The organism is Nocardia sp. NPDC051787 (assembly GCF_040681325.1).
In the GTDB taxonomy this organism is placed as follows: Bacteria; Actinomycetota; Actinomycetes; order Mycobacteriales; family Mycobacteriaceae; genus Nocardia.
Genome location: NZ_JBFAYO010000003.1, coordinates 301438 through 326828 on the forward strand (window position 1 = coordinate 301438; position 25391 = coordinate 326828).

General features: G+C 67.6%; 23 protein-coding genes. 10 read left to right on the plus strand and 13 right to left on the minus strand.

What is annotated here, in order from left to right:
• Positions 1-26 precede the first annotated feature (26 nt).
• From AB0M45_RS05070 to AB0M45_RS05085, 4 genes are all read right to left on the minus strand, one after another.
• Entirely contained in the window at positions 27-983 is a 957-nt protein-coding gene (locus tag AB0M45_RS05070; protein ID WP_364322988.1) for a hypothetical protein, read from the minus strand.
• A 21-nt stretch (positions 984-1004) separates the two neighbouring features.
• Positions 1005-1214, minus strand: a complete 210-nt coding sequence (locus AB0M45_RS05075; protein WP_364322990.1) for a heavy metal-associated domain-containing protein — start codon at positions 1212-1214, stop codon at positions 1005-1007.
• Between the two features lie 245 nt (positions 1215-1459).
• Entirely contained in the window at positions 1460-2176 is a 717-nt protein-coding gene (locus AB0M45_RS05080) for a sterol desaturase family protein (protein ID WP_364322992.1), read from the minus strand.
• Between the two features lie 23 nt (positions 2177-2199).
• Entirely contained in the window at positions 2200-2922 is a 723-nt protein-coding gene (locus AB0M45_RS05085; RefSeq protein WP_364322995.1) for a GntR family transcriptional regulator, read from the minus strand.
• 142 nt (positions 2923-3064) lie between these two features.
• Between AB0M45_RS05085 and AB0M45_RS05090 the strand changes: the two genes are divergently transcribed.
• Positions 3065-3679 carry a DUF2867 domain-containing protein gene (locus AB0M45_RS05090; protein WP_364322998.1) on the plus strand — a complete coding sequence of 205 codons (615 nt, stop codon included), beginning with the start codon at positions 3065-3067 and terminating at the stop codon, positions 3677-3679.
• The gene (locus AB0M45_RS05095; protein WP_364323001.1) at positions 3676-4131 is read left to right on the plus strand and encodes a DUF6463 family protein; all 456 of its coding nucleotides are present in this window, start codon (positions 3676-3678) and stop codon (positions 4129-4131) included. The genes AB0M45_RS05090 and AB0M45_RS05095 overlap by 4 nt, the downstream gene beginning before the upstream one ends.
• 17 nt (positions 4132-4148) lie before the next feature.
• Here AB0M45_RS05095 and AB0M45_RS05100 read toward each other — a convergent pair whose 3' ends face one another.
• The 6 genes from AB0M45_RS05100 to AB0M45_RS05125 form a co-directional block, all read right to left on the minus strand.
• Positions 4149-4811: a hypothetical protein gene (locus tag AB0M45_RS05100; RefSeq protein ID WP_364323004.1), complete on the minus strand. Its 663-nt coding sequence runs from the start codon at positions 4809-4811 to the stop codon at positions 4149-4151.
• Complete coding sequence (locus AB0M45_RS05105) at positions 4808-6487, minus strand: ABC transporter family substrate-binding protein (protein WP_364323006.1); 1680 nt, start codon at positions 6485-6487, stop codon at positions 4808-4810. The genes AB0M45_RS05100 and AB0M45_RS05105 overlap by 4 nt, the downstream gene beginning before the upstream one ends.
• A gap of 32 nt (positions 6488-6519) precedes the next feature.
• Positions 6520-8220 carry an ABC transporter family substrate-binding protein gene (locus AB0M45_RS05110; RefSeq protein ID WP_364323009.1) on the minus strand — a complete coding sequence of 567 codons (1701 nt, stop codon included), beginning with the start codon at positions 8218-8220 and terminating at the stop codon, positions 6520-6522.
• A gap of 13 nt (positions 8221-8233) precedes the next feature.
• A complete protein-coding gene (locus AB0M45_RS05115; protein WP_364323011.1) occupies positions 8234-10090 on the minus strand; it encodes an ABC transporter ATP-binding protein in 1857 nt (618 codons plus the stop codon).
• The gene (locus AB0M45_RS05120; protein WP_364323013.1) at positions 10087-11007 is read right to left on the minus strand and encodes an ABC transporter permease; all 921 of its coding nucleotides are present in this window, start codon (positions 11005-11007) and stop codon (positions 10087-10089) included. The genes AB0M45_RS05115 and AB0M45_RS05120 overlap by 4 nt, the downstream gene beginning before the upstream one ends.
• Before the next feature lie 67 nt (positions 11008-11074).
• Positions 11075-12052, minus strand: a complete 978-nt coding sequence (locus AB0M45_RS05125) for an ABC transporter permease (RefSeq protein ID WP_364323016.1) — start codon at positions 12050-12052, stop codon at positions 11075-11077.
• Positions 12053-12205: 153 nt separating this feature from the next.
• Here AB0M45_RS05125 and AB0M45_RS05130 point away from each other — a divergent pair, with 153 nt between their 5' ends.
• The gene (locus AB0M45_RS05130) at positions 12206-13045 is read left to right on the plus strand and encodes an HAD family hydrolase (protein ID WP_364323019.1); all 840 of its coding nucleotides are present in this window, start codon (positions 12206-12208) and stop codon (positions 13043-13045) included.
• Between the two features lie 46 nt (positions 13046-13091).
• On the opposite strand, the gene AB0M45_RS05135 is transcribed toward AB0M45_RS05130, so the two are convergent.
• Positions 13092-15176 (minus strand): N-acetylmuramoyl-L-alanine amidase, encoded by a 2085-nt coding sequence (locus AB0M45_RS05135; protein WP_364323022.1) that lies wholly within the window; start codon positions 15174-15176, stop codon positions 13092-13094.
• A gap of 359 nt (positions 15177-15535) precedes the next feature.
• On the opposite strand from AB0M45_RS05135, the gene AB0M45_RS05140 reads away from it, so the two are divergent.
• Complete coding sequence (locus AB0M45_RS05140) at positions 15536-17050, plus strand: SpoIID/LytB domain-containing protein (protein ID WP_364323024.1); 1515 nt, start codon at positions 15536-15538, stop codon at positions 17048-17050.
• A gap of 240 nt (positions 17051-17290) precedes the next feature.
• On the opposite strand, the gene AB0M45_RS05145 is transcribed toward AB0M45_RS05140, so the two are convergent.
• Entirely contained in the window at positions 17291-17791 is a 501-nt protein-coding gene (locus tag AB0M45_RS05145) for a MarR family transcriptional regulator (protein WP_364323026.1), read from the minus strand.
• 104 nt (positions 17792-17895) lie between these two features.
• Here AB0M45_RS05145 and AB0M45_RS05150 point away from each other — a divergent pair, with 104 nt between their 5' ends.
• Both AB0M45_RS05150 and AB0M45_RS05155 read left to right on the plus strand, forming a co-directional pair.
• A complete protein-coding gene (locus AB0M45_RS05150; protein ID WP_364323029.1) occupies positions 17896-18870 on the plus strand; it encodes an EamA family transporter in 975 nt (324 codons plus the stop codon).
• A gap of 69 nt (positions 18871-18939) precedes the next feature.
• A complete protein-coding gene (locus AB0M45_RS05155) occupies positions 18940-19698 on the plus strand; it encodes a MerR family transcriptional regulator (protein ID WP_364323100.1) in 759 nt (252 codons plus the stop codon).
• A gap of 164 nt (positions 19699-19862) precedes the next feature.
• Here AB0M45_RS05155 and AB0M45_RS05160 read toward each other — a convergent pair whose 3' ends face one another.
• Positions 19863-20507, minus strand: a complete 645-nt coding sequence (locus tag AB0M45_RS05160) for a helix-turn-helix domain-containing protein (protein ID WP_364323032.1) — start codon at positions 20505-20507, stop codon at positions 19863-19865.
• Positions 20508-20614: 107 nt separating this feature from the next.
• Here AB0M45_RS05160 and AB0M45_RS05165 point away from each other — a divergent pair, with 107 nt between their 5' ends.
• The 4 genes from AB0M45_RS05165 to AB0M45_RS05180 all read left to right on the plus strand — a co-directional run bounded on the left by AB0M45_RS05165 (position 20615) and on the right by AB0M45_RS05180 (position 25391).
• Entirely contained in the window at positions 20615-21337 is a 723-nt protein-coding gene (locus AB0M45_RS05165) for an SDR family oxidoreductase (protein ID WP_364323035.1), read from the plus strand.
• Positions 21338-21584: 247 nt separating this feature from the next.
• Entirely contained in the window at positions 21585-22814 is a 1230-nt protein-coding gene (glf, locus tag AB0M45_RS05170; protein WP_364323037.1) for a UDP-galactopyranose mutase, read from the plus strand.
• A 7-nt stretch (positions 22815-22821) separates the two neighbouring features.
• Positions 22822-24756, plus strand: a complete 1935-nt coding sequence (locus tag AB0M45_RS05175) for a glycosyltransferase (RefSeq protein ID WP_364323039.1) — start codon at positions 22822-22824, stop codon at positions 24754-24756.
• A gap of 74 nt (positions 24757-24830) precedes the next feature.
• Entirely contained in the window at positions 24831-25391 is a 561-nt protein-coding gene (locus tag AB0M45_RS05180) for a phosphatase PAP2 family protein (protein WP_364323103.1), read from the plus strand.

Consider the following 25391-nt stretch of genomic DNA (forward strand, 5'->3'; position numbering starts at 1 on the left):
GTGCGGGCGGTGGGTGGATCGACGGGTCAGTGGCTGTGGCCGCCCGGCACCAGCTGCTGATCAGTGTGTTCGGTGCGCGGGGTGGCGCTTGCGGCGGGGGTGCCCTGGGCGACGGTCAAGGTGAACTCGGCGGTGCGGACCACACCCTGGTGCTGGAAGTCGAGGAACAGGCGGTAGTCGCCCGCGCTCGGCGCGGTAAGGGCGAAGGTGATGCCCGGTCCGGCGGTGGTCACGCCGTCGCCGGGGTGGCCCTCCGGGTGGACGTGCAGGTAACCGAGGTCAGCGGCGCGCAGTGCCACCAAGTGGCCGTAGGCCCCGAGGTAGGGCTGGAGGTCGGTGACCGGCTTGCCGCCGCGGTGCACCGACAGGGTCACCGTCGACGGTCGGCCCGGGACGACGACGCCGTCCAGCGTGACGGTGTAATCGCCGACCGTGGCGGTGGTGGTCGCGGCCGGGAGTTGTTGCGGGTCGTACTTACCCGCCACCCGCAGATCCGCGCCAAGGGTCAGGTTCTCGCCACCCTGCGGGGTGAAGTCGGCGAACACCCGGTAGTCGCCCGCTCGGGTGAGATCGAGTGGGACGCTCCAGGTTCCGTCTGCACCCAGCACCGGGTGCACGTGCTGGAAGGCGACCATGTCGCGGCGCACGACGATCAGATGCAGATCTTTGTCGTGGCTGCGCACATAGCGAGTGACGGCCGCCCCGTTCTGGTCCAGGATGCGGAAGCGAAGCGGCACGTTCGGTGCCGGTGCGGCCTGTGTGGTGTCGAGCCGCAGGGTGTATCCGCGGTCGGTTGCCATCATTCCTCCGGGTAGTGCTTCTGCGTGGGCCTCGCCCTGTTCGGCGGGCTCGTCGTGTGTTCCCGAGTCGTGTGCGGCGGGCTCGGCCGGATCGGGCCCGATGACCGCGCCGGTTGCGAGAGCGATCCCGAAGACCGCCGCGAGGCCGAGTGCGAAACCGCCGAACTTGGTGGATGCGTTCATCGCCAGTGATCCGTTCCGTGCTCAGTCGGCGACCGCGTAGCCCGCGCGGGCCACGGCGGCGGAGAGTTCGGCGCGCTCGACCGGGCTCGCGCTCTCGACGGTGACCCGTCCGCTGGCGACATCGACGGCGACGGAACTGATGCCGGAGATGCGGCCGATCTCGTCCCGGACCGAGGCGGCGCAGCCGCCGCAGGTCATCCCGGTGACGGTCACGGTGGTGGCGGTGCTCATGGTCGATCTCCTCTTCGGGTTGCAGCTTGCTTCTGGGACTACCGTACCCCCCTAGGGTATGAATTCGTCAAGAGTTGTCCGGCACACATGACAAAGCCCGGTCCGCAAGCTCGCGCGGACCGGGCCTCGGGTTGGGGATCAGGATCGGGCCGGGTAGGTGACCACGGCGACCGCTGGGGCCGAAACGAGCTGAACCTCGGCCGAGTCCTGACATGCAGAAAGCCGCCCTCGATCGCGAGTGGGGCTCAGGCCGAGTGCAGGTTGCGGGCGGTAGGGGAGGTCTCGGCGGTGGCCGGGTCCGGGTAGGTGCCGAAGAGTCGGTCGGCGGTGCCGGAGGTGGTGACCGTGAACCAGTAGTGCTCGTTCTTGTAGTGGTGGTGGCGGTGGTTGCGCCAGACCGCGCGGTAGAGCGAGCCTTTCGGCTTGTAGTCGGTGTGGACCAAGTAGTGCGTCCACTCGTAACCGAGGCCGAGCAGCGTGATGGTGATCAAGAAGGTCAGGCCGAGGCCGAGACGCGGGAAGGCGAACGCGGCCAGGGCGGTCAGCACGACGATCAGCACGCCGAGCGTCTTCGTCGGGATGAAGATCAGCGGGATGTTGCGGGGATCGACATGGTGCTCGCGGTGTTTGCGGGCCAGCTCGCTGTCGAGCGCGATCGGGCCGAGCCGCCGCGGCCGCCAGTGCAACACGGTGACGTGCACGATCCACTCGAAGACCGGGAAGACCGCCAGCATCACCGCGGGCACGAGCAGGTCGGACGTTTGCCAGTCGCCGACGATGATCCGGCCGATCACCGCGCCCACCAGCGTGGTCGCGATCATCCACGGCGAGGGATGCCGGAGGAATTCGCGGAAGGCTTGGCCGAGGGTCAGCCCGCGGCGCAATGCCCGTTCGTCCCGGTGCACCTTCGCGCGCGCCTGCGCCTCGACCGTATCCGGTTCGGATGCTTTGGATTTCGTCATGGTTGTTCCTAGGTGATGCGTGATCAGGGTCCGTCGAGGACCTCGATCAAAGCGGTGGTCGCCGGTTCGAGCAGCGCCCGAGCGGTAGTGGCGGCCTTCTGCGGCCTGCCCGCCACGATGGCGGCGGCCAGTTCGCGGTATGCCTCGACGTTGCCCACCTCGGCGGACATGATCGGGGCCAGCGCCGCGAGCGCCGGTTCATAGGCGGCGCGCAACATGTTGAACATCAGCCGGAACACGATGGAATCGGCCGCGTCCACGACGTGATCCCAGAACTCCATCGCATGCCGCTGCTGCGAGATCGGATCCTGTTCGGCGGCAAGTGCTTCGACGGAGGCATGGAGCAACGCGCCGGCCTCGTCGGCGCCGGTCGCGCCGATCCGGCGTGCGGCCAGCTCCGCCACCTTCGGTCCGTTGTGCAGCCGTGCCTCCACAATGCTGCGCGCCACCGCAGGGTCCAGTTCCCCCGCTTGCACCAGCAACCTTGGCAGGACCTCGAGCCCGGCCCCACGCCGGTAGTCCAGCACGGTGGTCGCGTCCCCCTGGCGCACGGACACCAGCCCGGCTGCCGCAAGCCGCTGTAGCGCCTCCCGCACGGCGGGCCGCGAGACCCCCAGCGCCTCCGCCAACTGCCGCTCGCTGGGCAGGGTCGCCCCCGGCGCCAGCTCCCCACTGAGCACGTCCGTCGCTATCTGCTCGAACACATCCGCCGACACCGACCGCTTGACCACAGGTTGCAACGCCATGCGTCTACTGTGCGCTGAATTGGTCAGGAGGTCAAGTGGTCAGACCAGTTTCCCTCGGACTCCCGTAGCCATTGAGTGAGTCGCATTTATGCGGTACCGTACAAATGAACTATACGGTGCCGTATAAATGGAGAGGCGAACCGTGTCGCGACTCGCAACGATCACCTACACCGATCAACCGTGGCGGATCCACGAGTTCACGAAGGCCTTCTCGGTCGAGGACGTGTGGTCGTACCGCACTCCGGGAGCTGGGCCGGATGACTTCCCGACGATGCTCGCGGCGATGCGAGCCGCTGGCGGACCTGAGAAGCAGCCCTGGCCGGTGCGGTTCTTGTTCGCCGTTCGGTGGAAGCTCGGTGCACTCCTCGGCTGGGACGAACCATCGGCCGGCGTCGGTGAGCGGGTTGCCTCGCTCCGCGATCGCCTGCCCGCCGACCTCCGCGATGCTCCCCGCGGAGTGGACAACGAGAACATGCCGCTCAAAGCGGTTTACGAGCTCGATATGGAGTCCGCTCGCGAGCTGGCGAACAAGACCGTGCACACCGTCATGCATCTGGGCTGGGTTCGAGGAGCGGATGGCGACTATGAGCTGCGGATGGCTGTCCTGGTCAAGCCCAACGGTTTGTTCGGGCGGCTCTATATGGCCGCCATCAAGCCTTTTCGATATTTCATCGTCTACCCGGCGCTGACCCGGCGATGGGAAAACGCCTGGCGAGACCGCAACGATGCCTTATACGAAGAAGGAAGGTCACGATGAACTCCAGCGCGCGGTTGCTCCGCTGGGCGAGCGGGATCATGCTCATGCTGGGAACAGGGCACCTGATCTTGCTGGCGCTCGCCGCTTGGGATGAGATCACCGGCTGGGTGGATCTGGGAATATGGGCAGCCGTGCCCCTCACGCTTACCGACGCAGACGCCGTCCCGACGGTGGAGTCGCTGCAGAACAAGGTCACCTTCTGGGGCGGTCCGGGAAGCTTCGCCGTGCCGCTGATTCTCTTGGGTTTCCTGACCTGGCATCTCGCTGGGCGGGGGTTGGCATTGCCCGCCGGAATCGGCTGGGGCATCGCGGCGTGGTGCGCGCTGGGTGGAGTTCTTCTTGTGCCGTCCCCCTTCTTCGTCGGGATCATCCCCGGAGTGCTCATCGTCTTGGCAGCGCGGAAGCAAGACCGGTCGGAAGCAGCCCGAGACCGGCAGATGGACCTGGCGTAATCGGTGTTGGTGGGACCTCAGGTGGGGTCGGAGCCGCGGATCGCGGAGAGCCAGACGGTGGCAGCGGCGGCGATGGTGGTGGCGGCCAGGAAGGCGGGCAGGCCGCCGCCGTCGATGTAGACCCACAGAAGGGCCGCGAAGGGGGCGGCGACGCTGGATTGGGCGTCGAGCAGGAGGCGGCGGCGCGGCCGAGTGGCCGCCGCGGTATGGGTGGGTGCGTCGGGGTCGGGGCGGCTGGGGTTGTCGATCAAGCGGCCCGGTGGTTCGACGTCGCGGATGCGGCCGGAAGGGTAGAAGCGTTTTCCGGCAAGGTGAATCGTGCGGTCGGTCACCTCGGCCTCGGTTTCGGTGAGGGTAGTCAGCACCGGGTCGAAGTAGACCGGAAGCCAGCGCGGGCGGCCGGTTCCGCCGACCTGCAACCAGGAACGGCTGACCAGGCGGTGCTGCTGGCAGACGCGGGTGACCCGCACGGTCCGAGCGGAACCCGGACGCCAGAACGGAAGCAGGCCATGCGCGACCCCGAGCCGATACCCCGTGTACCCGAGAATGCCGAGCACGACCGCCGCGATCGCCGCCACTTGGTCCAGAGTGCCGAACGGCGCCCAAGCGGCACAGACCGCGAGGGCGCCGATCGTCACAGCGAGTGGATAGGCCAGCGGGTGGCCCGATCCGAAACTCACTTCAAGAAACCGATTTTCGTGTAGTCCAAGGACGCGAGTCCGGCGGCGCCGTAGTTCGCCAAGTCGGCGCGCACCCCGACATTGCCCGCCGACTGCATCAGCGGCAGCGAGTGACCCTCCTCGAATACCTTGCGATCCACCTGGTTGGCCAGCTCGATCGCCTTCTCCGGGTCGAGTTCGGACACCGTCTGCTCGATCAGCGCGTTCAGTTCCGGCGAGCCGATGCGACCGTAGTTGCCCTGCAGGTCGTTCGGATTGTAGCCGTAGATCTGGTTGAGGCTGCCGAGCGGGAACGGGTCACCCACCCAGGTCCACTGCGCGACGTCGAAATTGCCCGGCTGGATCACATCGGTGAAGAAGCCCTTGCCCGGCTTGGTTTCGATGTTCAGTTTGACGCCGATCGCGGCCAGGTTCTGCTGGATGATCTGCGCGATCTGCACCCAGGTGTCGTCCTGGTACATGACATCGCGGATCTCCAGTTTGCGGCCGTCCTTCTCGCGGACGTCGCCGACCAGCTTCCAGCCCAAGTCGTCGAGCTCCTTGGCCGCGGCGGCCGGGTCGAAGCCGAGGCTGTTGTCCTGGTAGCCCTTCTGCCCCTGGATGAAGATGTGGTTGTTCAGCGGTTTCGGGTTCTCCACCAGGCCGTTCTGGATGGCCGTTACGATGCCCTGCCGGTCGATCGCCTTCGAGATGGCCACGCGCAACTTCTGGTCGGCCAGGATGGAGCCGGGAGCGCCGTTGAAGGTGAAGTGGTTCCAGCTGTTGCCCGGCGCCCGGCGAATGGCGATGCCCGGCGTGTTCCGTGCGGTCCGCAGTTCGTCCCTGGTGCCGAGGCCCACCGCGTCGATCTCGTTGTTCTGCAACGCGGGCAATTGAGCCGACGAATCGAGCACGCTGAAGGTGATCGTGTCGAGCTTCGGGGTGTCGCCCCACCACTTGGGGTTGCGGCCGAGCACGATCCGCCCCTGCGCCCGGTCGGTGGACTGCACGAGGAACGGTCCCGCGGTCAGCACGATGCCGTCGACGAGGCTCTTGTTGAATGCCTCAGGGGTAGCGGTGACGGACTTGGGGAACAGGAAGGTGTTGCCCGCGAACTGCCCGCGCCATTCGGCGTAGTGCTGCTTGAACGTGATGATCGCCTGCCGGTCGTCGACGCCGCGCTCGACCTTCTCGACCCGATCGAACCCGCTGTTGTTGGCGATCAGGAACGCCTTGTCGGCGCCGCTGAGCGCGTTGGCCTGGGACTGGATGTCTTCCCAGGCGATCGGGGTGCCGTCGGACCAAACGGCCTTGGGATTGATCGTGTAGGTCACCTGCTGCGGATTGGTGTTCGTCAGTTGGACGTCGGTGAAGTAGTCGGTGTTGATCGAAAGCTCGCCCGCCGCGTTGGTCCGGAAGGCGCGCGGCATCATCGGCCGCTCGAGCGCGCCGGTCTCGGCGTCGTTCCCGTCGTTGGACAAGCTGTTCCAGTTCGCGGGGAACGACGAGATCGCCAAGCGCAGGTTGCCACCGTCGCGCAGCTCGCTGACATCGTGCGGGTTGATGTCGTTGGTGGTGCCGAGCTCGGCGGCGGAGCCGGCGGGCGCGCCCTCGTCGTCCGAACTACACCCGGAGGCCACCAATCCGATCGCGACAGCGGCAATCGCCAGTCGTGTCGTCAGTGAACGAATCCGCATGGTTCGCTCCTTCCCGCAGCGCTGCTGCGTGTCTACTTCAGGAAACCAATTCTGGTGTAGTCGTATGAGGCGAGCCCGGGGGACCCGTAGTTGGCGATGTCGGCGCGAATACCGAAGTTTCCTTCGGACTGAGTCAACGGCAGCGAGTGGCCCTCCTCGAAGACCGCGCGGTCGACTTGGTTGGCGAGTTCGATGGCCTTCGCCGGATCCAGCTCCGACAGGGTGCGGTCGATCAGGGCGTTCAGCTCCGGCGAGCCTATGCGTCCGTAGTTACCCTGCAGGTCGTCGGGGTGGTAGGCGTAGATCTGCGGGATGCTGCTGAGGGGGAACGCGTCGCCGGCGAAGATGAACTGGGCGGCGTCGAAATCACCGGGCTGGATCACGTCGGTGAAGTAGCCCGCACCCGGCTTGGTGTCGATCACCAGCCCGACGCCGATCGCGGCCAGGTTCTGCTGGATGATCTGCGCGATCTGCACCCAGGTGGGGTCGTTGTACATGACGTCGCGGATGACCAGCTTGCGGCCGTCCTTCTCGCGGACGTCGCCGACCCGCTTCCAGCCCAGATCGTCGAGTTCCTTCGCCGCGGCCGCGGGGTCGTAGCCGAGGCTGTTGTCCCGGTAGCCCTCCTGGCCTTGCAGGAAGATGTGGTTGTTCAGCGGTTTCGGGTTCTCCACCAGGCCATTCTGAGTGGCGGCGGCGATGCCATGGCGGTCGATGGCCTTGGAGATGGCCACGCGCAGCTTCGGATCGGCGAGGATGGAACCGGGCGCGCCGTTGAACGTGATGTGCCGCCAGCGATTGCCCGGCGCCCGGCGGACCACCAGCCCGGAGGTGTTGCGCACGGTCTTGACGTCATCGATCGTGCTCAGTTGCACCGCGTCGAGTTCGTTGTTCTGCAGCGCGCCCACCCAGGCCGCGCGGTCGAGCACGCTATAGGTGATGGTGTCCAGCTTCGGCTTGTCGCCCCACCAGTTCGGGTTGCGGGCCAGCACGATGCGGCCCTGGGTACGATCGGTGGACTGAACCAGGAACGGGCCCGCGGTGGGTCCTATGTGGTCGACCAGGCTGTGGTTGAACGAGTCGGGATCCGCGGTCACCGACTTGGGGAACAGCGCCATGTTCCCGGCGAACTGGCCGCGCCATTCGGCGTAGTGCTGCTTGAACGTGATGATCGCCTGCCGGTCGTCGACGCCGCGCTCGACCTTCTCCACTCGGTCGAAGCCGCTGGTGATGGCGATCAGGAAGCGTTTGTCGGCGCCGCTGAGCGCGTTGGCCTGGGAGCGGATGTCTTCCCAGGTGATCGCGGTGCCGTCGGACCAGACGGCCTTCGGATTGATGGTGTAGGTGACCTGCTGCGGGTCGGTACCGGTCAGCTGGACGTCGGTGAAGTAGTCCTTGTCGACGGTGAGCTGCCCCGCGGCGTCGGTGTCGAATGCGCGTGGCATCAAGGGGCGCTCGATGTCGCCGATCTCGCCTTCGTGCCCATCGTTGGACAGCGTGTTCCAGTTCGCCGGGAACGAGGTGGTGGCCAGGCGCAGGTTGCCGCCCTCGCGCAGCTCATCCGGATGTCGCGGATTGATGTCGCTGGTAGTGCCGAGCGCGTCGGACAGACCCTTCGCCGATTCGGCGTCGTCCGCGCCGCAGCCCGCGACCACGAGTCCGAGCGCGACGAGCGGAGCCGCCCAGCGCGCCGGGCGCGGCCTGGTGCGGCTTCGGGTCGATCGGATCCGCATCGCGCTGTCCTTCCTAGCGGCTGACCGCCGGTACCGGCACGGCATCGATCAGCGCACGCGTGTACTCGTGCGCCGGCGCCGCGAATATCTGGTCGGCGGAGCCATATTCGACGATCTTGCCGCGGTACATGACCGCGATGTCGTGGGCCAGATTCCGGACCACCGAGAGGTCGTGTGAGACGAACAGGTAGGACAGTCCGCGCTCGGTCTGCAGATCGCGCAGCAGATTCAGCACACCCGCTTGGATCGAGACGTCCAGCGAGGACACCGGCTCGTCCAGCACGAGCAACTCCGGATCCAGTGCGAGCGCGCGGGCGATGCTGATGCGCTGCTTCTGGCCGCCGGAGAAGTCGGCGGGGTAGCGGTCGGCGTGTTCCGGGCGCAGCCCGACCTGCTCGAGCAATTCCGGGACCCGGCGGGCGATCTCGGCCCGCGAACGCCCGTCGATCCGTAATGGCTCGGCGAGTGCGTCGAAGATCGGCAGGCGCGGGTCGAGCGAGGCGGTGGGGTCCTGGAAGACGATCTGCATCTTCCTGCGGATCTCCCGCCGCCGCGCCTTGCTCAGCGACGCGACGTCGCTGCCCATGATCTCGATGCTGCCCGCCTGGGGGCGAACCAGATCGAGAATCTGGGTGAGCGTGGTGGACTTCCCTGAGCCGGACTCGCCGACCAGCGCCAAGGTTCGTCCGGCCCGCACCTCGAAGCTGATGCCGTCGACCGCCCTGATCTCGCCCGTGCGGCGGCGCAGCACCACACCGGAGGTGATCGGGAAGACCTTGACCAGGTCGGAGACCCGCAGCACCACCTCGACCTCGACCTCGACCTCGACCTCGGCCTCGGCCTCCGGCTCGGAAATCTCGCTGCGGTATGCCTCGAACAGCGCGTCCGTGCCGACCTCGGTGGTCCGGATGCAGGCGGCGGAGTGCCCGGGGTCGGTCGGCTCCAGAGGCGGTTCGGCGGCCCTGCACTCATCGATCGCGACCGGGCAGCGCGGCGCGAACGTGCAGCCCGGCGGCAGCGCGTGCATGGCGGGCGGCGCACCGACGATCGGGATCAGCGGACGGCGCGGGGGACCGTCCATCCGCGGAATCGAGCCGAGCAGTCCCACGGTGTAGGGCATCCGCGGCGCGTTGAACAGCTCCGTGGTGGCGGCGGTCTCGACGATCCGGCCCGCGTACATCACGGCGACGCGGTCGGCCAGCGTGGCGGCGATGCCCATGTCGTGGGTGATCATGATGACGCCAGCACCGGTGATGTCCCGCGCTTTGCGCAACAGGTTGAGGATCTGCTTCTGCACCGTCACGTCGAGCGCCGTGGTGGGCTCGTCGCAGATGATCAGCGCCGGATCGTTGGCGATCGCCATCGCGATGACCACCCGCTGGCGCTGGCCGCCGGAGAATTCGTGTGGGAACGCCTTGGCCCGCACCTCCGGGTCGGGGATGCCGACCAGGTCGAGCAGTTCCACCGCCCGCTTCGCGGCCTCGGACTTGCTCATCTTGCCGTGCGCCAGCAGGGCTTCCGCGATCTGGTCGCCCACCCGGTAGACCGGCGTGAGCGCGGACAGCGGGTCCTGGAACACCATGCTGATGGAACTGCCGCGCAGCTGGGACAACTGCCGGTCGCCGAGCCCGATCAGCTCGCGGCCGCGGAACCGGATGGAGCCCGTGATCCGCGCCTGCTCCGGCAGCAACCCCATCACCGCCAGCGAGGACACCGACTTGCCCGAGCCGGATTCGCCGACGACGGCGAGCACTTCACCGTCGGACACCGTGTAGGTGACCCCGCGGACCGCGTCGATCCGGCCCTCCTCGCTGGGGAAGGAGACGCGCAGATCGGTGATCTCCAGCAGCGGTGCGGTCGAGTGGGTCATGCTTTCGCCTTCTTCTTCGACCGCGCTCGCTTGGCGCCGGGATCGAACGCGTCGCGCAGTCCGTCGCCGACCAGGTTCGCGCACAGCACGGTGAGGATCAACAGACCACCCGCGAACAGGAACAGCCACGGATAGGTCAGCGCCGACTTGGTGCCCGTCGCGATCAGCGAGCCGAGCGACACGTCCGGCGGCTGCACGCCGAATCCCAGGAAGCTCAGCCCCGTTTCGGCCATGATCGCCGAGCCGACGGTGAGCGTGGTGTCGATGATCAGGATCGAGGCGATGTTCGGGATGATGTGGCTGAGGATCACCGTGCGGGTGGGCGCGCCCATATACCGTGCGGCGCGGACGAATTCGCGATCGCGCAGGCTCAGTGTCAGGCCGCGCACGATCCGCGCGGAGATCATCCAGCCGAAGCAGGACAGCAGGATGATCAACAGCAGAATGGATCCGCTGCCCTTGGTGCGCGGCGCGAACAGCGCGATGATGATGAAGCTCGGGACCACGAGCAGCAGGTCGACCAGCCACATGATCGCGCGGTCGGTCCAGCCGCCGAGCAGCCCGGCCAGCGAACCGGCGGTCGCCGCGATCGCGGTGGAGAACAGCGCGACGCAGAGGCCGATGATCAAGGATTTCTGCAGGCCGCGCAGGGTTTGCGCGAGCACGTCCTGGCCGATCTGAGTCGTGCCGAACGGATGGTCCAGGCTCGGCGGCTGGAGCAGCGCGGTGTAGTCCAACTGCTGGTAGTCGTACGGCAGCACGGGCGGGAGCGCGAAGCTGGCGACGAACAGCAGGATCAGAACAATGCCGCCGGCGACGGCCGGTTTGTTGCGCAGGAAGCGTCGCAGGACCAGCTTGCGCCGTCCGGTCGCGGTGACTTCGGGAGCGCCTTGGACGATGATCTCGGCTTCGGTCATGCTGCCCCCATGGTGGGATTCGCGGGCCCTACGTGGTTACGCGGGCTGCCTGCTACGGGCCTGCTGCTCATCCCACACGCACCCTGGGGTCGAGAATCGCGTACACGATGTCGGAGAGCAGGCCGGAAACCAGCACGACCAAGCCCGCGAACGCGGTCACCGTCACCACCACGTACAGATCCTGGGCATTGATCGAATCGACCAGCCATTCGCCGACACCGTGCCAGCCGAAGATCTTCTCGGTGAACGTCGCGCCCGTGATCAGGCCGCCGAGGCTGTAGGCGAACAGCGTCGCCATCGGGATCAATGCGGTACGCAGGCCGTGTTTGTACAGCGCTCTGCTGCGGGTGAGGCCCTTGGCGCGGGCGGTGCGGATGAAATCGCTCTGCAGCACGTCGAGCATGGCGTTGCGCTGGTAGCGGCTGTAGCCTGCCATGGCGCCGAGCGCCAGGGCGGTCGTGGGCAGGATCAGGTGCTGGACACGGTCGAGCAGTTGTGCCCAGAAGCCCTCGATCCTGGTGGCCGACGTCTCGCCGGTGTAGAGGAAGATCTGCTCGCCACTGACCGAATTGACCTCCAGCGCACCGTATTTCAGCAGCGTCGCGAGCAGGAACACCGGCGTGCTCAAGACCAGCAGCGACACCACCGTGGTGAAGTAGTCGCTGAATTTGTACTGCCGGATCGCCCCCGCCGCGCCGATCAGAACCCCGAGCACGGTACCGACCAGCGAGCCGACGACCAGCAACCGCAGACTTACCGCCACCCGCCGCGGCAGTTCCGCGCTCACCGGCTGACCCGCCAACGTGGTGCCGAAATCGCCCTGCGGGATGCCCTTGACCCAGGTGAGGTACCGCTGTGGAATCGGATCGTTGAGGTGCAGTTCCTCGGCCTTGGCGTCGATCACTGCCTGCGGCGGTCGCGGGTTGCGTTGTTCGAGACTGTCCAGGGGCCGGAACGTCAGGGACGCCAGGCTGAACGTCAGGAACGAAGCCAGCAGCAACAGCACGACATAGTTGAGCGCGCGTCGTAGCAGGAAGCCGGTCATCAGTCCTCTGGTCTTTCGGCTGGACGAGCCAGCGTCGGTATTAGCCCCCGATCATAAGGACGTGCTTGCCTGCGCGCGTGCCACGCGACGTTCGGGCATGTCCGATCCCGATCCGGCGACGGGCCGGGCGGTGGCCAGGGGTTGTCCGGCAGGATGGAAGAGGTGAGGCCCTTGCACCTGCCCAAGCCGAAGATGGTCGCCACCGATGTGGACGGCACGCTCATCGATCACGACGAGCGGGTCACCGCGCGGACCAAGGCCGCGGTGGGGGCGCTGATCGCGGACGGTGTGCCGTTCGTGCTGGCCACGGGCCGTCCGCCGCGCTGGATCGCGCCGGTCGTCGAGGGCTTGGGCTATGCGCCGCTGTGCGTGTGCGGCAACGGCGCGGTGATCTACGACAGCGCCGCCGATCGGGTGCTGGCCAGCCAGACGTTGGACGTGGCGACGCTGGCCTGGCTCGCCGATGTCGCCGAGCGGGCGCTGCCCGGCTGCGGTCTCGCGGCGGAACGGGTGGGCGAGAGCGCGCACGACGCGGTGACGCCGCAATTCGTCAGCTCGCCGCAGTACGAGCACGCCTGGCTCAACCCGGACGACACCTCGGTCGCCCGCGAGGAGGTCATCGACGCACCGGCCATCAAGATGCTCATCCGGCTACCCGGCGCGCGCAGCTCGGATATGCGCACGGTGCTCGCTCCACTGATCGGGGAGCGCGCCGACATCACCTACTCGACCGAGCACGGCCTCATCGAACTGTCCGCGCCCGGCATCACCAAAGCCTCGGGTCTCGCGGTGGTCGCTCAGCGTCTCGGCGTGGACGCCGCCACCGTCGTCGCCTTCGGCGACATGCCCAACGACGTGCCCATGCTCACCATGGCCGGTCACGGGGTCGCGATGCGCAATGCCCACCCCGAAGCCATCGCGGCCGCCGACGAGATCGCCGAATCCAACACCGATGACGGAGTCGCCCGGGTCCTCGAACGCTGGTGGGTGTGAGCTGACTTGCGGCGCATGGTGACTCGGTGGATGCCGGGTCGGAACGTCATGGTTGGCCGAAGGCCCCCGGGTCTGCCGCGACCGGGCTGTTTCGGTTCAGTTCCGCCCGGTAGGTGTCGTCGTAGGTCTTCCACACGGTGGTGACGATGCCGGTGAGCTGGTTGAGGATCAGTGAGCCGTGCTGGAAGTCGGCGCGCAGGCCGTCGGGGACGGGGTAGGCGTTGTGCAGCGGGAGTCCGAGGATGCCTGCGTCGGCGCCGAGTTGCAGGAAGCGGTCCCGGATGGTGCCGAGCACCTCGACGACTCCGCCGTCCGGCACGGAGTAGACGTAGCCGTTGGTGAACTTCGCGTACTGCTGGCCTTGCGCGGCGGGCAGTACCTCCGACTGCGCGGCGCCGAGCGGTCCGTTCGGTCCGCCCGACAGCGACCAGTGCCTGGCGATGATGTTGTCGTGCACCATGTTCAGCAATTTGGTGGTCAGCTCGGCGAGGGCCGCCACATCGGTGCTCGGCGCGGTCGAACGGTGGTAGGCGCCGGGCGCACCGGCGGCGATGTCGCGGATCCGGTCCATCAACGCATACGCGGCTTCGCCGGGGCAGCTGGTGTTACCGACATCGCGATGCGCGAAGACGATCGGCAACCGCACGGCCGCACCGTGCGCGAACGGGGTGAACGACGTCCCCTCGGAGTACATCGTGGTGTAACCCTTGGGATCCAGCCCGGCGACCTTGGTGCGCCAGCCAACGAAAGCGCCGATCGCGTCGATCGATTCCTGCGTCGGTTGCGTGGATTCGTAGTCGCCCATCAGCGCGACACCGGAGGTGTTCTCGTTGAATCCGCCTGCGTGCGCGCCCTGCACCGGCCGGTCCAGGCCGCCGAAGCGTCCTTCGAAGACCTGGCCGTACTTGTCGACCAGCGCGTTGTATCCGATGTCGCACCAGCCCAACGTTTTCGCGTGGTAGGTGTAGATCGCGCGCATGATCCCGGCCGACTCGGACTTGCTGTAGTCGTTACGACCAGCGGTGTGGTGCACGGTGACGCCGCCGAGGCCGTCGTCGTAGGTCGGCTCGTCGCAGCGGATCGATTCGTCCGCGCCCCACTGGGCCCGTGTGATGACCGGCGGCCCGCCGCCGGGCAGTGCCGCGGCCACGTTGTACAGCGAATCGTCGATCGTGCCGCGGCCGGGATCGATGAGTACGGCGGTCAGGTCGGTGGTCTGCTGGGCGACATCGTCGGATGCGGGGTGCGCAGGTTCGCCGGGACTGGGATCGAGCGGTTGGGCGGGGTCGGCGGTGTGGGGGTCGGTCTGCTGGGCGGGGTCGTCCGCGATCGCAGCGGGCTGTGCCACCGGCTCAACCTGCGGCGCCGAGGCTTGGTTCCGTGTGACCAGCACCTGGACCGCGTTCGTGTTGCCGACGTAGATCGGCTCGGTGCCGTTCGTCGCGCCCGGGCCGGAGCGGTCGGTGCGATGGGTGTCGACCGGTTCGGTGTCGTACCAAGGCCCCCAGGTGCCGTCGGGTTGCCGGGCTCGGATCGTGGCCTTGGTGTTCGCCAGTTCCTTGGCGGTGAGCGCGACCATGCTGAAGGGGGTGTCGCGGGAAAGTTCTTTCACCTGCGCCCCCACTTGGCTCATCAGTTCGGGGGTCACGGCGCCGGGCGATAGCGCCGGAGTGTCGGGAGTGGTGCCGGGCTCGAGCCGGTCGGGGTCTGCGATGAAGCGCACGCTGCCCGGTGCGCGTTCGGCATTCACCGGAGCGGGCGAATTCGGGCTGTTGGACGTCTGACCTGGGATTATCTCTGGAACGGAAGTTTGACCGGGAGCTATTCCGGGTATCGGTATTCGTTCGGGTAGCTGCACGCCGGGTGGTAGCGGTAGTCCGTCCGGCACCGGAATGGATTCCGGAATCGGCAGCATGCGCAGGTCGGAAAGGCGCAGATCAGGCAGGTCCAATCCGGTGAGTTCGCGGAGCGGCAGCACGATGTCGGGTGCTTTGGTGAGCGCGACCTCGGCGAGCCGGGCCGGTACGGCGGCCGGTCCGCTGTCGTTGGTTGCCTGGTAGTCGGTCGAATCGCTGAGTGTGAGCGTGACGAGCGGCGCCGCGACCGCGAGGGTGGTGACAACCGGGAGCACGTAAGAACGTTTCGGTTTGCGGTACCGCACGAGCGTCTCCAATCAGGTCGAACCGGTGAACATGAGCAATTCGGCGTTACTACCTGATGTATCAATGATCACAATAGCCACAATTGTCACAGTCTAAACCTATACTTGAGAATTATGTTTGCTTGAATGTAGCTCTCGGATTGTGACCGGCGGGGGAACGACATGCCGACCGGTATCGAATCGCCGGTCCTGGAAAGCGTGGGAGTGAAGCGATGCACCGGAATACAGGAGTGCGGAGGTCGGCGAAAGGCGTGGTGCGAACCATCCGCGGTGCCGAATCCCGCGCAGTGCGGGGTCGGGGGACGCTCGTGTGGTCGACGCCGCGCCGGGTGTCGGTCGGTGGAGCCGCGCTGCTCACCGGCGCCGTGTTCGTGCTGTCCGGCTGGCCGGGTGACGCGCCATATCGAACGGTGGCCGGCCCGGGACATGGGCGCGGCATGAGCCAGGTCGGCGCGTTCGAGAGCGCACGGAACGGGTGGGTGGCCGAACGCATTCTCACGCACTATTACCCCGGCGCGGTGCTCGCCACCGTCGCGCCCACCGCGCTCCGGGTTCGCCTCATGACGCGGGACGGCTTGTCCCTGGACGCCTTTGCCGCCGCTGGTTTGCGGGTGGCGGGCCGCGAGGTGGCACCCGGTCACGTGGTGCATCTGACGCCGTTGCCCGGCGGCGGCGCGAACGTCGTCGTGACGGCCGGCTGCGACGGGGAGGTGCTGTGGCAGGCGGCGACCGACGACCCGTGGATCCGCCCGCTCGATCCCCGGCCGAATCGTCCTGCGGCCGAACATCTCACGCTGTGCGGGGGACCTGCGTATCGCGGCGCGCTCGGTGTCAGCGCCGAGGACGGCGTGCCCCGCACGGTCAACCAGGTGGACGTCGAGGACTATCTGCTCGGCGTGGTCCCGGCCGAGGTGCAGGCCAACTGGGCGGACAAAGGCGCGGCCGAGGCACTGCGGGCGCAGGCGATCGCGGCACGCTCGTACGCACTGGCCGAGCAGCGTTATCCGTACGCGCAGACCTGTGACACCACCGACTGCCAGGAGTACCCCGGCACGGCGAGGGAGGATCCGCGGGCGGCCGCGGCTGTCGCCGCCACCGCGGGCCGGGTGTTGCTGCGGGATGGCCGGATCCTGCGCACGGAGTACTCCGCAGCGCCCGACGGTGGAGAACCCGCGGATATCTACACCTTCGACGTCGGCTCCGCACCGCGCGAGTTGCTCGCCGCCACGCCGCCCGAGGATTCGTCCGGGCAGACCTCCGGCGCGGAATCCGTGATCGCTGCGGAGTACCGCCGGATCGGCGGCGCGACCAGCGCGGTCGGCACGCCGATCGGCCCGGAGATGCTCCTGCCGCAACAGGCGGGCACCTACCGGCTCTACACCAACGGCGTCATCATCGCGACGCCGACGCTCGGTGCCCAGGTGGTGGACTTCACGACGCTGTTGCAGTTGGTGCCGGATGCTCCTGGTGCACAGGCGATTCCGTCCACCGCACAGGCTGCCGATGCGCCCAGCGCTGACGCTTCGCATTCATCTGGCGGTGTGCCCCCTGCTGCGGGTGCACCTCCGTCTGGTGCTGCGCCTCCGTCTGGTGGCGCGGTTTCGCCTGGTGCTGCGCCTCCGTCTGGTGGTGCGGTTTCGCCTGGTGCTGCTGCGCACCCGGCGACAGCCCCGACTTCGCCTGCTGCATCAGTGCCGCCCGTGAATGCCGTTCCACACGCTGTGTCCACACCCTCCGCCCGTGCGGTTCCGCCTGGTGATACCGCGCCTGCTGCCTCCGTTCCGTCTGGAGATGCGGCGCCTGGCGGTTCGATTCCGTCTGTCGCCTTGCCAGCTGCCGAGTAGCAGTCCGGCCCTCGACTCTGCCCAGCCGATGGCAAGGCAAGGCCGCCGCGAGAGGCTCGTTCGGGGCTTCGCTCGCGGATGTGTTGCTCCTCCACGGACGCGGGTGTGGCCGCACCCTGCCGGAGTCGTGGCCGTACGATACCCACCGCCTGGGAGAAGGAGCGGTTCGGCGACGCGTCACCGATCGCGGCACGCGGCCCGTCTTCGACCGAACGGCTGCGCTGCGTGAGATCGGCGGAATCACTCCGGCGGTGTGTCACCCAGTGACTCGGCGAGGGCGCGCAGCAGGTCCGCCAGCTGCTCGCGGGACGAAATATCCAGTGCAGCGAGCAAACGCTGTTCGTTCGCCATGTGCCGGGGCAGCAAATCATCGATCAGTGCCCGGCCCTGCTCGGTGAGCCGGACCCGGATTGCCCTGCGGTCTTCCGGGCAGGGCTTGCGCTCGACGAGGCCCTTGGCCGCCAGCCGGTCGATGCGGTTGGTGATCGCACCGGAGGTCACCATGGCGACCTTGATCAGCGCTCCCGCGGTGAGTCCGTCGGCGCCGCCGGACCGGCGCAGCGTGGCCAGCACGTCGAATTCCCAGAATTCCAGGCCGAATTCGCCGAAGAAGCGTTTGAGGTCCTGTTCGACCAGCCGTGCCAGCCGCTGAATCCGGCCCAGCACGAGCATCGGCGAGACGTCGACCTCGGGCCGCTCCCGGTGCCAGTGCGCCACGAACAGGTCCACCGCGTCCGACATCGAACTCCTCTCTACGCAAAGAATCTCAATGTTCATCTACTTGACGCTGAGGCAACAGGTGGAGTAGATATCTCAATGTTGAGATTATCAATGAGGAGTCAGACATGACGACACGCACCGCCGGGCCGGCCGACGCCTCGGTCGCGGGCACTTTGGCGCTCACCGCGCTCACCCCGATCGTCTGGGGTTCCACCTACGCCGTCACCACTGAATTCCTGCCGCCGGACCGTCCGCTGTTCACCGCACTCATGCGCGCGTTGCCCGCGGGGCTCGCGCTGCTCGCCCTGACCCGGGTCCTGCCCCGCGGAAGGTGGATCGGCCGCGCGGCGGTGCTCGGCATCCTCAATATCGGAGCGTTCTTCCCGCTGCTGTTCCTGGCCGCCTACCGGCTGCCCGGTGGTGTCGCGGGCGTGCTCGGCGCCGTCGCGCCGGTCTTCGCGCTCGTCATCGCGACCGTCGCGCTGAGCGAAAAGCCCGGCGGCCGCAGGCTGCTCGCCGGCGTGGTCGGCGTGGTCGGCGTCGCGCTCGTCGTGCTGCGTGCCAACGCGCAACTCGACACCGTGGGTGTGCTCGCCGGTCTCGCGGGCGCGGCTTCCATGGCCGCGGGCACCGTGCTGACGAAGAAGTGGGGGCGCCCCGATGACGTCGGCCCGCTGGCCATGACCGGCTGGCAGCTCACCGCGGGCGGCGTGTTCATCGCGCCGTTGGCGCTGCTCGTGGAGGGCGCTCCTCCGGCGCTGGACGCCGAAGCCGTCGGCGGTTACCTCTACCTCGGCGTGGTCGGGACGGCGGTGGCCTACTGGCTCTGGTTCCGCGGCATCGCGCGGGTGCCGGCCACTTCGGTGGCCTTCCTCGGCTTGCTCAGCCCGGTGTCCGCCGCGATGATCGGGTGGGTCGCGCTCGGGCAGGCGCTCACCGCGCTACAGGTGCTCGGCATGGTGATCGCGCTGGGCGGGACCCTGCTCGGCCAGGCGGTAGGTGCTCCGAAGGTCGCGGTCCGCCCCGTCGAACCCCCCGTCTCGGCCGAGTCCGGCTCGGGCGCCGCGCTGACTGCCGGAATCGCGGCGAATAGGCCTTGACCTTGACGTAACGTCAACTTGCATGCTGGTTGCACCGACGAGACAAGAAGGGAGAACGCGGTCATGACCATGGTCACCGGGGAATGGTCCATCCAGGATCTGGCGAAGGCGGCCGGTACCACCAGTCGCACGCTGCGCCACTACGGGCAGCTCGGGCTGTTGCCGCCCAGCCGGATCGGCGCCAACGGGTATCGCTACTACGACCAGGACTCCCTCGTGCGGCTGCAACGCATCCTGCTGCTGCGGGAACTCGGCCTCGGCCTGCCGGTCATCGCCGAAGTTCTTGCCGGAGAACAGGACACCGCCGCCGCGCTGCGCACGCACCTGGACTTGCTCCGGCAGGAACAGGATCGGATCCGGCGCCAGATCGAGTCGGTGCAAACCACGCTGCACAAGACGGAAAGAGGTGAACAACTCGTGGCAGCAGAAGTTTTCGACGGCTTCGACCACACGAAGTACAAGGACGAGGTGATCGAACGCTGGGGCAAGGAGGCCTACGAGAGCGGCGACCGCTGGTGGCGCTCGATGTCCGACGCGGACAAGAAGGCCTTCCAGCAGACCCATCTCGATATCGCCGCGGACTACGGCCGTGCGCACGCGGCCGGGGTCGCGGTGGACAGCGACGAGGTGCAGGCCATCGTCCAGCGCCACTACGACTGGATCGGCGTCGGCTGGCAGGGACGGCCGGTGGTGAAGGAAGCCTTCATCGGCCTGGGCGAGATGTACGTCGCTGACCCGCGTTTCGCGGTGAACTACGACGTGCACGGCGCGGGCACCGCGGAATTCGTGCGCGACGGGATGGAGGTCTACGCCGAGCGGAACCTGTAGATCGCACCTGACCGACGGCTGGTACGCGGAGAATGCGTACCGGCCGTCGCCGTTGGACGCTATGGATTTCCCTGTGCGGGACGGACTTCGCCTGGACCGGGGCGGCGCAGTCGCCACCGCGCCTGGATCGTCGCCGGAGTGCCATGGGGGGAGCGCGAACGCCGTCAGGATCGATCGTCGCTGGAGGACGCACGTCCGAGGGCGCTCATCAGTTGGTCTTCGGTGATCGGGGGAACCGGGAGCGGATGGGCCGCCTCCGCGCGCAAGCCGTCGAGCACCAAGGCGAGGTGGCGGCGCCAGGCTTCGGGGGCGACGTGGCTGGTCGCCTCCACGATCCTGGTGTGCGACCAGGTGATGAAAGCGATGTCCTCGAGCACCCAGTCGGGGCGCAGTACCCCGGCCTCCTGTGCCCGAGCGATGATCCGCCGCATCAGGCCGTGGCCGTACTCCTGGGCTTGCGCGATGGCGCGGCTGGGAGCCGCGCGGACGGCGAGCTCGCTGAGCAGGCGGTCGGCGGCTTGCAGCGCGCAGACCTGTTCCACCAAGTAGACGAACGACTCCCACGGGTCATCGATGGCCAGCGCGTCTTCGGCGATGCGACTACCCGCCTCGATCCGGTCTTCGACGGCGGCTGCGATGAGGTCGTCGCGGGTGGCGAAGCGGTTGTAGAGCGTGCCGATGGCGACCCCGGCCCGTGCGGCGATTTCCTTCAGCGGCGCGTCGAGGCCGCGTTCCTCGAAGAGGGCGCGGGCGGCGGTCACGAGAGCGTCCCGGTTGCGTTGGGCGTCGCTCCGTAACGGTTTGTCCACGGCCCGATCCTACAAATCGGGCGACCGAAATAAATTGAGCATAGGTTCAAGTTAGTGCGATCGTCGGGTCGAACTTGAACCACCCCTCAACTTAACCAGGAGCGGAAATGTCCAAGACCATCGCGATCTTCGGGTACGGACCCGGTCTCGGCGTCGGAACCGGACGCCGATTCGGACGCGAAGGATTCCGGGTGGCCGTGATCGGGCGCGATCCGGGCAAAGCGCGGCGGCATGCGGACGAGCTGACCGCCGAGAGCATCGAAGCCGCCGCCTTCCCCGCGGACGTCACCGACGCGGCGCAGGTCACGGGCGTGATCGAGAAGATCGAGGCGACCTTCGGCCCGATCGACGTGGCGATGCACGGCGCGGCAGGCGACATCGCCACCCGGACTCCGTCCACCCTGGAGGTGGATGTCCAGGCGCTGGATATTCCGATCGCGCTGAAGCTGCACTCGCCGATCCTGGTGACGCGGGCGCTGGCGCCCGGCATGGTGGAACGAGGCGACGGCGCGCTGCTGTTCTCTTCGGGTTCCTCCGAGCGCCACCCGTTGCCGTATCTGGCCAACTTCGGCGTCGTCCTCGCCGCGCAGCGCGGGTACCTGCGCCAGCTCGCGGTCGAACTCCAGGGCACCGGCGTCTACGTCGGGCTGCTCAATATCGGTGCGCTGATCGACGGAAGTAAGGCCGCGCAGCTCGTCGACGAGCACCCGGAGCTGGTTCCCGACGGAGTCGAGATCATGCGGATCGGCAGTGACGAGCTCGGGGACCACTACTGGCGGCTCTACACCGAGCGGGACGAGGCCGAGCTCGACGTGGGTTTTCCCGCCTGATCTCGCTCGGTTGCGGCAAGGCCCCTTGATCAGGCCGGAATCGGCGCAGGAGGTGACGCGGGAACCGGCGGCACGCAGCCCGACCGTGCAGCGAACATCAGCTCGGTTGCCGTAGCGACCCCTTTCGGCAAACATCCGGCGAAATTCGGTGGTCCCCGGCGTGAAACCAGGCCGGGCAGCAGTGCTGCCCAGCACAGGTTCCGACTCCGCCGGGACACGGCTGGGACTTCCGATACTCTGGGCTCCCGTGACCGTCGCATCGTCCCCGGGTAACTCCGTCAATTCCGCCTCACAGTTCGATCTGATCGTCGTCGGCTCCGGATTCTTCGGGCTGACCGTTGCCGAACGCGCCGCCACCGTGCTGGGTAAACGGGTTCTGGTGATCGAGCGCCGCCACCACATCGGTGGCAACGCCTACTCCGAGCCGGATCCGGAAACCGGGATCGAGATCCACAAGTACGGCGCGCACCTGTTCCACACGTCGAACAAGCGGGTCTGGGACTACGTCACGCAGTTCACCGAGTTCACCGGCTACCAGCACCGCGTGTTCGCGATGCACAAGGGGCAGGCCTACCAGTTCCCGATGGGCCTGGGTCTGGTCTCCCAGTTCTTCGGCCGCTACTTCTCGCCGGAAGAAGCGCGCAAGCTGATCGCGGAGCAGGCGTCGGAGATCGAGACCAAGGACGCGCAGAACCTCGAGGAGAAGGCCATCTCGCTGATCGGCCGCCCGCTCTACGAGGCGTTCGTGCGCGACTACACCGCCAAGCAGTGGCAGACCGACCCGAAGGAACTGCCCGCGGGCAACATCACCCGCCTGCCGGTCCGCTACACCTTCGACAACCGCTACTTCAACGACGCCTACGAGGGCCTGCCCCGCGAGGGCTACACGAAGTGGCTGGAGAACATGGCCGCCTCCGACCTGATCGAGGTCCGGCTGAACACCGACTGGTTCGAGGTCCGTGACCAGTTGCGCGCCGAGAACCCGGACGCGCCGGTCATCTACACCGGCCCGCTGGACCGCTACTTCGACTACAGCGAGGGCGAGCTGGGCTGGCGCACCATCGATTTCGAAACCGAGGTGCTGCCGGTCGGCGACTTCCAGGGCACCTCGGTGATGAACTACAACGACGCGGACGTGCCTTACACCCGCATCATCGAGCCGCGCCACTTCCACCCGGAGCGCGACTACCCAGGCGACAAGACCGTGATCATGCGGGAGTACTCCCGGTTCGCGCAGACCGGCGACGAGCCGTACTACCCGATCAACACCCCGGAAGACCGGGCGAAGCTGCTGGCCTACCGTGAGCTGGCCAAGAACGAGACCGCGACCGCGAAAGTCGTCTTCGGCGGCCGGCTGGGCACCTACCGGTACCTGGACATGCACATGGCGATCGGCAGCGCGCTGAGCATGTTCGACAACGTGCTGCGCCCGCACCTGGAAGACGGCGCGGCGCTCGTGACCGACCAGGAGGCATAGGAGCAGAATGACCTCCCAATCCATCTTGGCAGAGCAAACCACCGAGACCCGCGCGAAGTCGTTGCTACAGCGCATCATCCTGCCCCGCCCCGGCGAACCGCTGGACGTGCGCACCCTCTACGTCGAGGAGTCGGCCACCAACGCCAGGCGCGCGCATGCCACCACCCGCACTTCGCTGTCGATCGGCGCGGAGTCCGAGGTCTCGTTCTGCACCTACTTCAACGCGCTGCCCGCGAGCTACTGGCGGCGCTGGAGCATCCTGTCGTCGGTGGTGCTCCGGCTGGAACTGGCCGGCCATGGCCGGGTCGACGTGTACCGGTCCAAGGCCGACGGCTCGCGCATCCACGTGCAGGGCAAGGAGTTCGCGGTCGCGAGCGGCGCCGACTCGGTGGTCGTGGAATTCGAGACCGACCTCGGCCCGTTCGAGGACGGCGGCTGGATCTGGTTCGACATCACCACCGACACGGCGGTCACGCTGCAGTCCGGCGGCTGGTACGCGCCGGTCGAGGCGCCCGGCGAAGGCAGCATCGCGGTCGGCATGCCCACCTTCAACCGGCCCACCGATGCGGTGAAGACCCTGGCCGCACTCGGCTCGGACCCGCTGGTGCTGGAGAAGATCAAGGCCGTCATCATCCCCGACCAGGGCACGAAGAAGGTGGTCGACGAGCCCGGTTTCGCGGAATCGGCCGCGGCGCTCGATGGCAGGCTGGCCATCCACGACCAGCCCAATCTCGGGGGTTCCGGCGGCTACAGCCGGGTCATGTACGAGGCGCTGAAGACCACCGACGCCGAGTACATCGTCTACATGGACGACGACATCGAGATCGAGCCGGACTCGATCCTGCGCGCGCTGGCCTTCGCCCGGTTCGCCAAGTCGCCGGTGCTGGTCGGCGGCCAGATGCTCAATCTGCAGGAGCGCTCACACCTGCACGTCATGGGCGAGGTGGTCGACCGCGGCATCTTCATGTGGACCGCGGCGCCGAACGTCGAATACGACCACGACTTCTCCAAGTACCCGCTCAAGGACCGGGACAACTCGAAGCTGCTGCACCGGCGCATCGACGTCGATTTCAACGGCTGGTGGACCTGCGTCATCCCGCGCCGCGTCGCCGAGGAACTCGGCCAGCCGCTGCCGCTGTTCCTGAAATGGGACGACGCGGAGTACGGTCTGCGCGCCCGTGCCGCCGGGTATCCCACCGTCACGCTGCCCGGCGCGGCCGTGTGGCACATGGCCTGGAGCGACAAAGACGACGCCATCGACTGGCAGGCGTACTTCCATCTGCGCAACCGCTTGGTGGTCGCCTCGTTGCACCTGCCGGGCAACGGCCGCGGCATGGTCGTCAACACGGTCAAAGCGACCCTGAAACACCTGCTCTGCCTGGAGTATTCGACGGTCGCGATCCAGAACCTGGCCATCCGCGACTTCCTCGCCGGGCCGGAGCGTTTGTTCCAGCTGCTGCCCAGCGCTTTGGGCGCGGTGCACGAACTGCGCAAGCAGTACCCGGACGCGGTGATCCTGCCGTCGTCCACCGAACTGCCGCTGGCCAGTCACATCGGCGTCGGCGCGGTGGCCGAGCCCGCCAACCCGATCGCCAAGGTGGCCCGGCTGGCCAAGGGCGTGGTGCACAACTTCCGCCCCGCCCGCACCGAGCACCATGAGACTCCGCAGCTGAACGTGCCGACGCTGGACGCCAGGTGGTTCTTGCTCTCCCAGGTCGATGGTGTCACCGTCACTACGGCCGACGGCAGGGGCGTCGTCTACCGCAAGCGCGATCCGCGCCAGGCGCTCGGCTTGTTCAAGGAGGCGATGCGCCTGCGCAAGGAGCTGGCGGCCCGCTTCCCGGAGATGCAGCAGCGCTACCGCGCCGCCCACCCGCAGCTGACCAGCACCGCGGCGTGGGAGAAGGTCTTCGGCATCGACACGAAGGATGGACAGCAGTGAGTCTCGGAGCGAGCGCGGCCGACGACGCGGCGGTGCACCTGCCGCCGCAGAGCGCGAACGGCCACGGCGGCCCGGTGTACGCGGAACCAGCGCAGACGTCGGCGGCGCCGCCCGAGGTCGCGATAATCAATGCCGTGCAGTCCGCCCTGGGGAGCAAGCCGGCGGTGGTGTCCGCGGCGCGCGGCATGTCGCACTTCGGCGAGCACGCGCTCGGCTGGGTCGGCATCGCGGCAGCGGGCTGGTTGCTGGACAAGCCGCGGCGGCGCAAGTGGGCCGGTGTCGCGGTCGGCGCGGTCGGCGCGCACGCGGCCTCGATCGTCATCAAGCGCGTGGTCCGGCGGCCGCGCCCGAACGATCCGTCGGTGCAGGTCAACGTCGGAACGCCGAGCAAACTGAGTTTCCCGTCCTCGCATGCGACCTCGACTACGGCGGCGGCCGTGTTGCTCGGCAGATTGACCGGGCTACCCTTGCCTGCGGTGCTCGTTCCCCCGATGCTGCTTTCCCGAGTGGTCCTGGGGGTGCACTATCCCTCCGACGTGCTCGCCGGTTCCGCGCTCGGTGCCGCGTCCGCCGCTGCCCTGCTTGCCGCCGAAAAGAGACTTGATAGTGACCGGACAAGAAAGAGCCTTGGTTGA

Bases quoted from the DNA above. Each gene is read 5' to 3' on its own strand.
- AB0M45_RS05165 (WP_364323035.1), top strand. From the start codon at position 20,615: ATGTCCAAGACCATCGCGATCTTCGGGTACGGACCCGGTCTCGGCGTC.
- AB0M45_RS05070 (WP_364322988.1), bottom strand. From the start codon at position 983: ATGAACGCATCCACCAAGTTCGGCGGTTTCGCACTCGGCCTCGCGGCG.
- AB0M45_RS05125 (WP_364323016.1), bottom strand. From the start codon at position 12,052: ATGACCGGCTTCCTGCTACGACGCGCGCTCAACTATGTCGTGCTGTTG.
- AB0M45_RS05155 (WP_364323100.1), top strand. From the start codon at position 18,940: ATGGTCACCGGGGAATGGTCCATCCAGGATCTGGCGAAGGCGGCCGGT.
- AB0M45_RS05150 (WP_364323029.1), top strand. From the start codon at position 17,896: ATGACGACACGCACCGCCGGGCCGGCCGACGCCTCGGTCGCGGGCACT.
- AB0M45_RS05130 (WP_364323019.1), top strand. From the start codon at position 12,206: ATGGAAGAGGTGAGGCCCTTGCACCTGCCCAAGCCGAAGATGGTCGCC.
- AB0M45_RS05075 (WP_364322990.1), bottom strand. From the start codon at position 1,214: ATGAGCACCGCCACCACCGTGACCGTCACCGGGATGACCTGCGGCGGC.
- AB0M45_RS05175 (WP_364323039.1), top strand. From the start codon at position 22,822: ATGACCTCCCAATCCATCTTGGCAGAGCAAACCACCGAGACCCGCGCG.
- AB0M45_RS05145 (WP_364323026.1), bottom strand. From the start codon at position 17,791: ATGTCGGACGCGGTGGACCTGTTCGTGGCGCACTGGCACCGGGAGCGG.
- AB0M45_RS05110 (WP_364323009.1), bottom strand. From the start codon at position 8,220: ATGCGGATCCGATCGACCCGAAGCCGCACCAGGCCGCGCCCGGCGCGC.
- AB0M45_RS05095 (WP_364323001.1), top strand. From the start codon at position 3,676: ATGAACTCCAGCGCGCGGTTGCTCCGCTGGGCGAGCGGGATCATGCTC.
- AB0M45_RS05080 (WP_364322992.1), bottom strand. From the start codon at position 2,176: ATGACGAAATCCAAAGCATCCGAACCGGATACGGTCGAGGCGCAGGCG.
- AB0M45_RS05085 (WP_364322995.1), bottom strand. From the start codon at position 2,922: ATGGCGTTGCAACCTGTGGTCAAGCGGTCGGTGTCGGCGGATGTGTTC.
- AB0M45_RS05120 (WP_364323013.1), bottom strand. From the start codon at position 11,007: ATGACCGAAGCCGAGATCATCGTCCAAGGCGCTCCCGAAGTCACCGCG.
- AB0M45_RS05105 (WP_364323006.1), bottom strand. From the start codon at position 6,487: ATGCGGATTCGTTCACTGACGACACGACTGGCGATTGCCGCTGTCGCG.
- AB0M45_RS05115 (WP_364323011.1), bottom strand. From the start codon at position 10,090: ATGACCCACTCGACCGCACCGCTGCTGGAGATCACCGATCTGCGCGTC.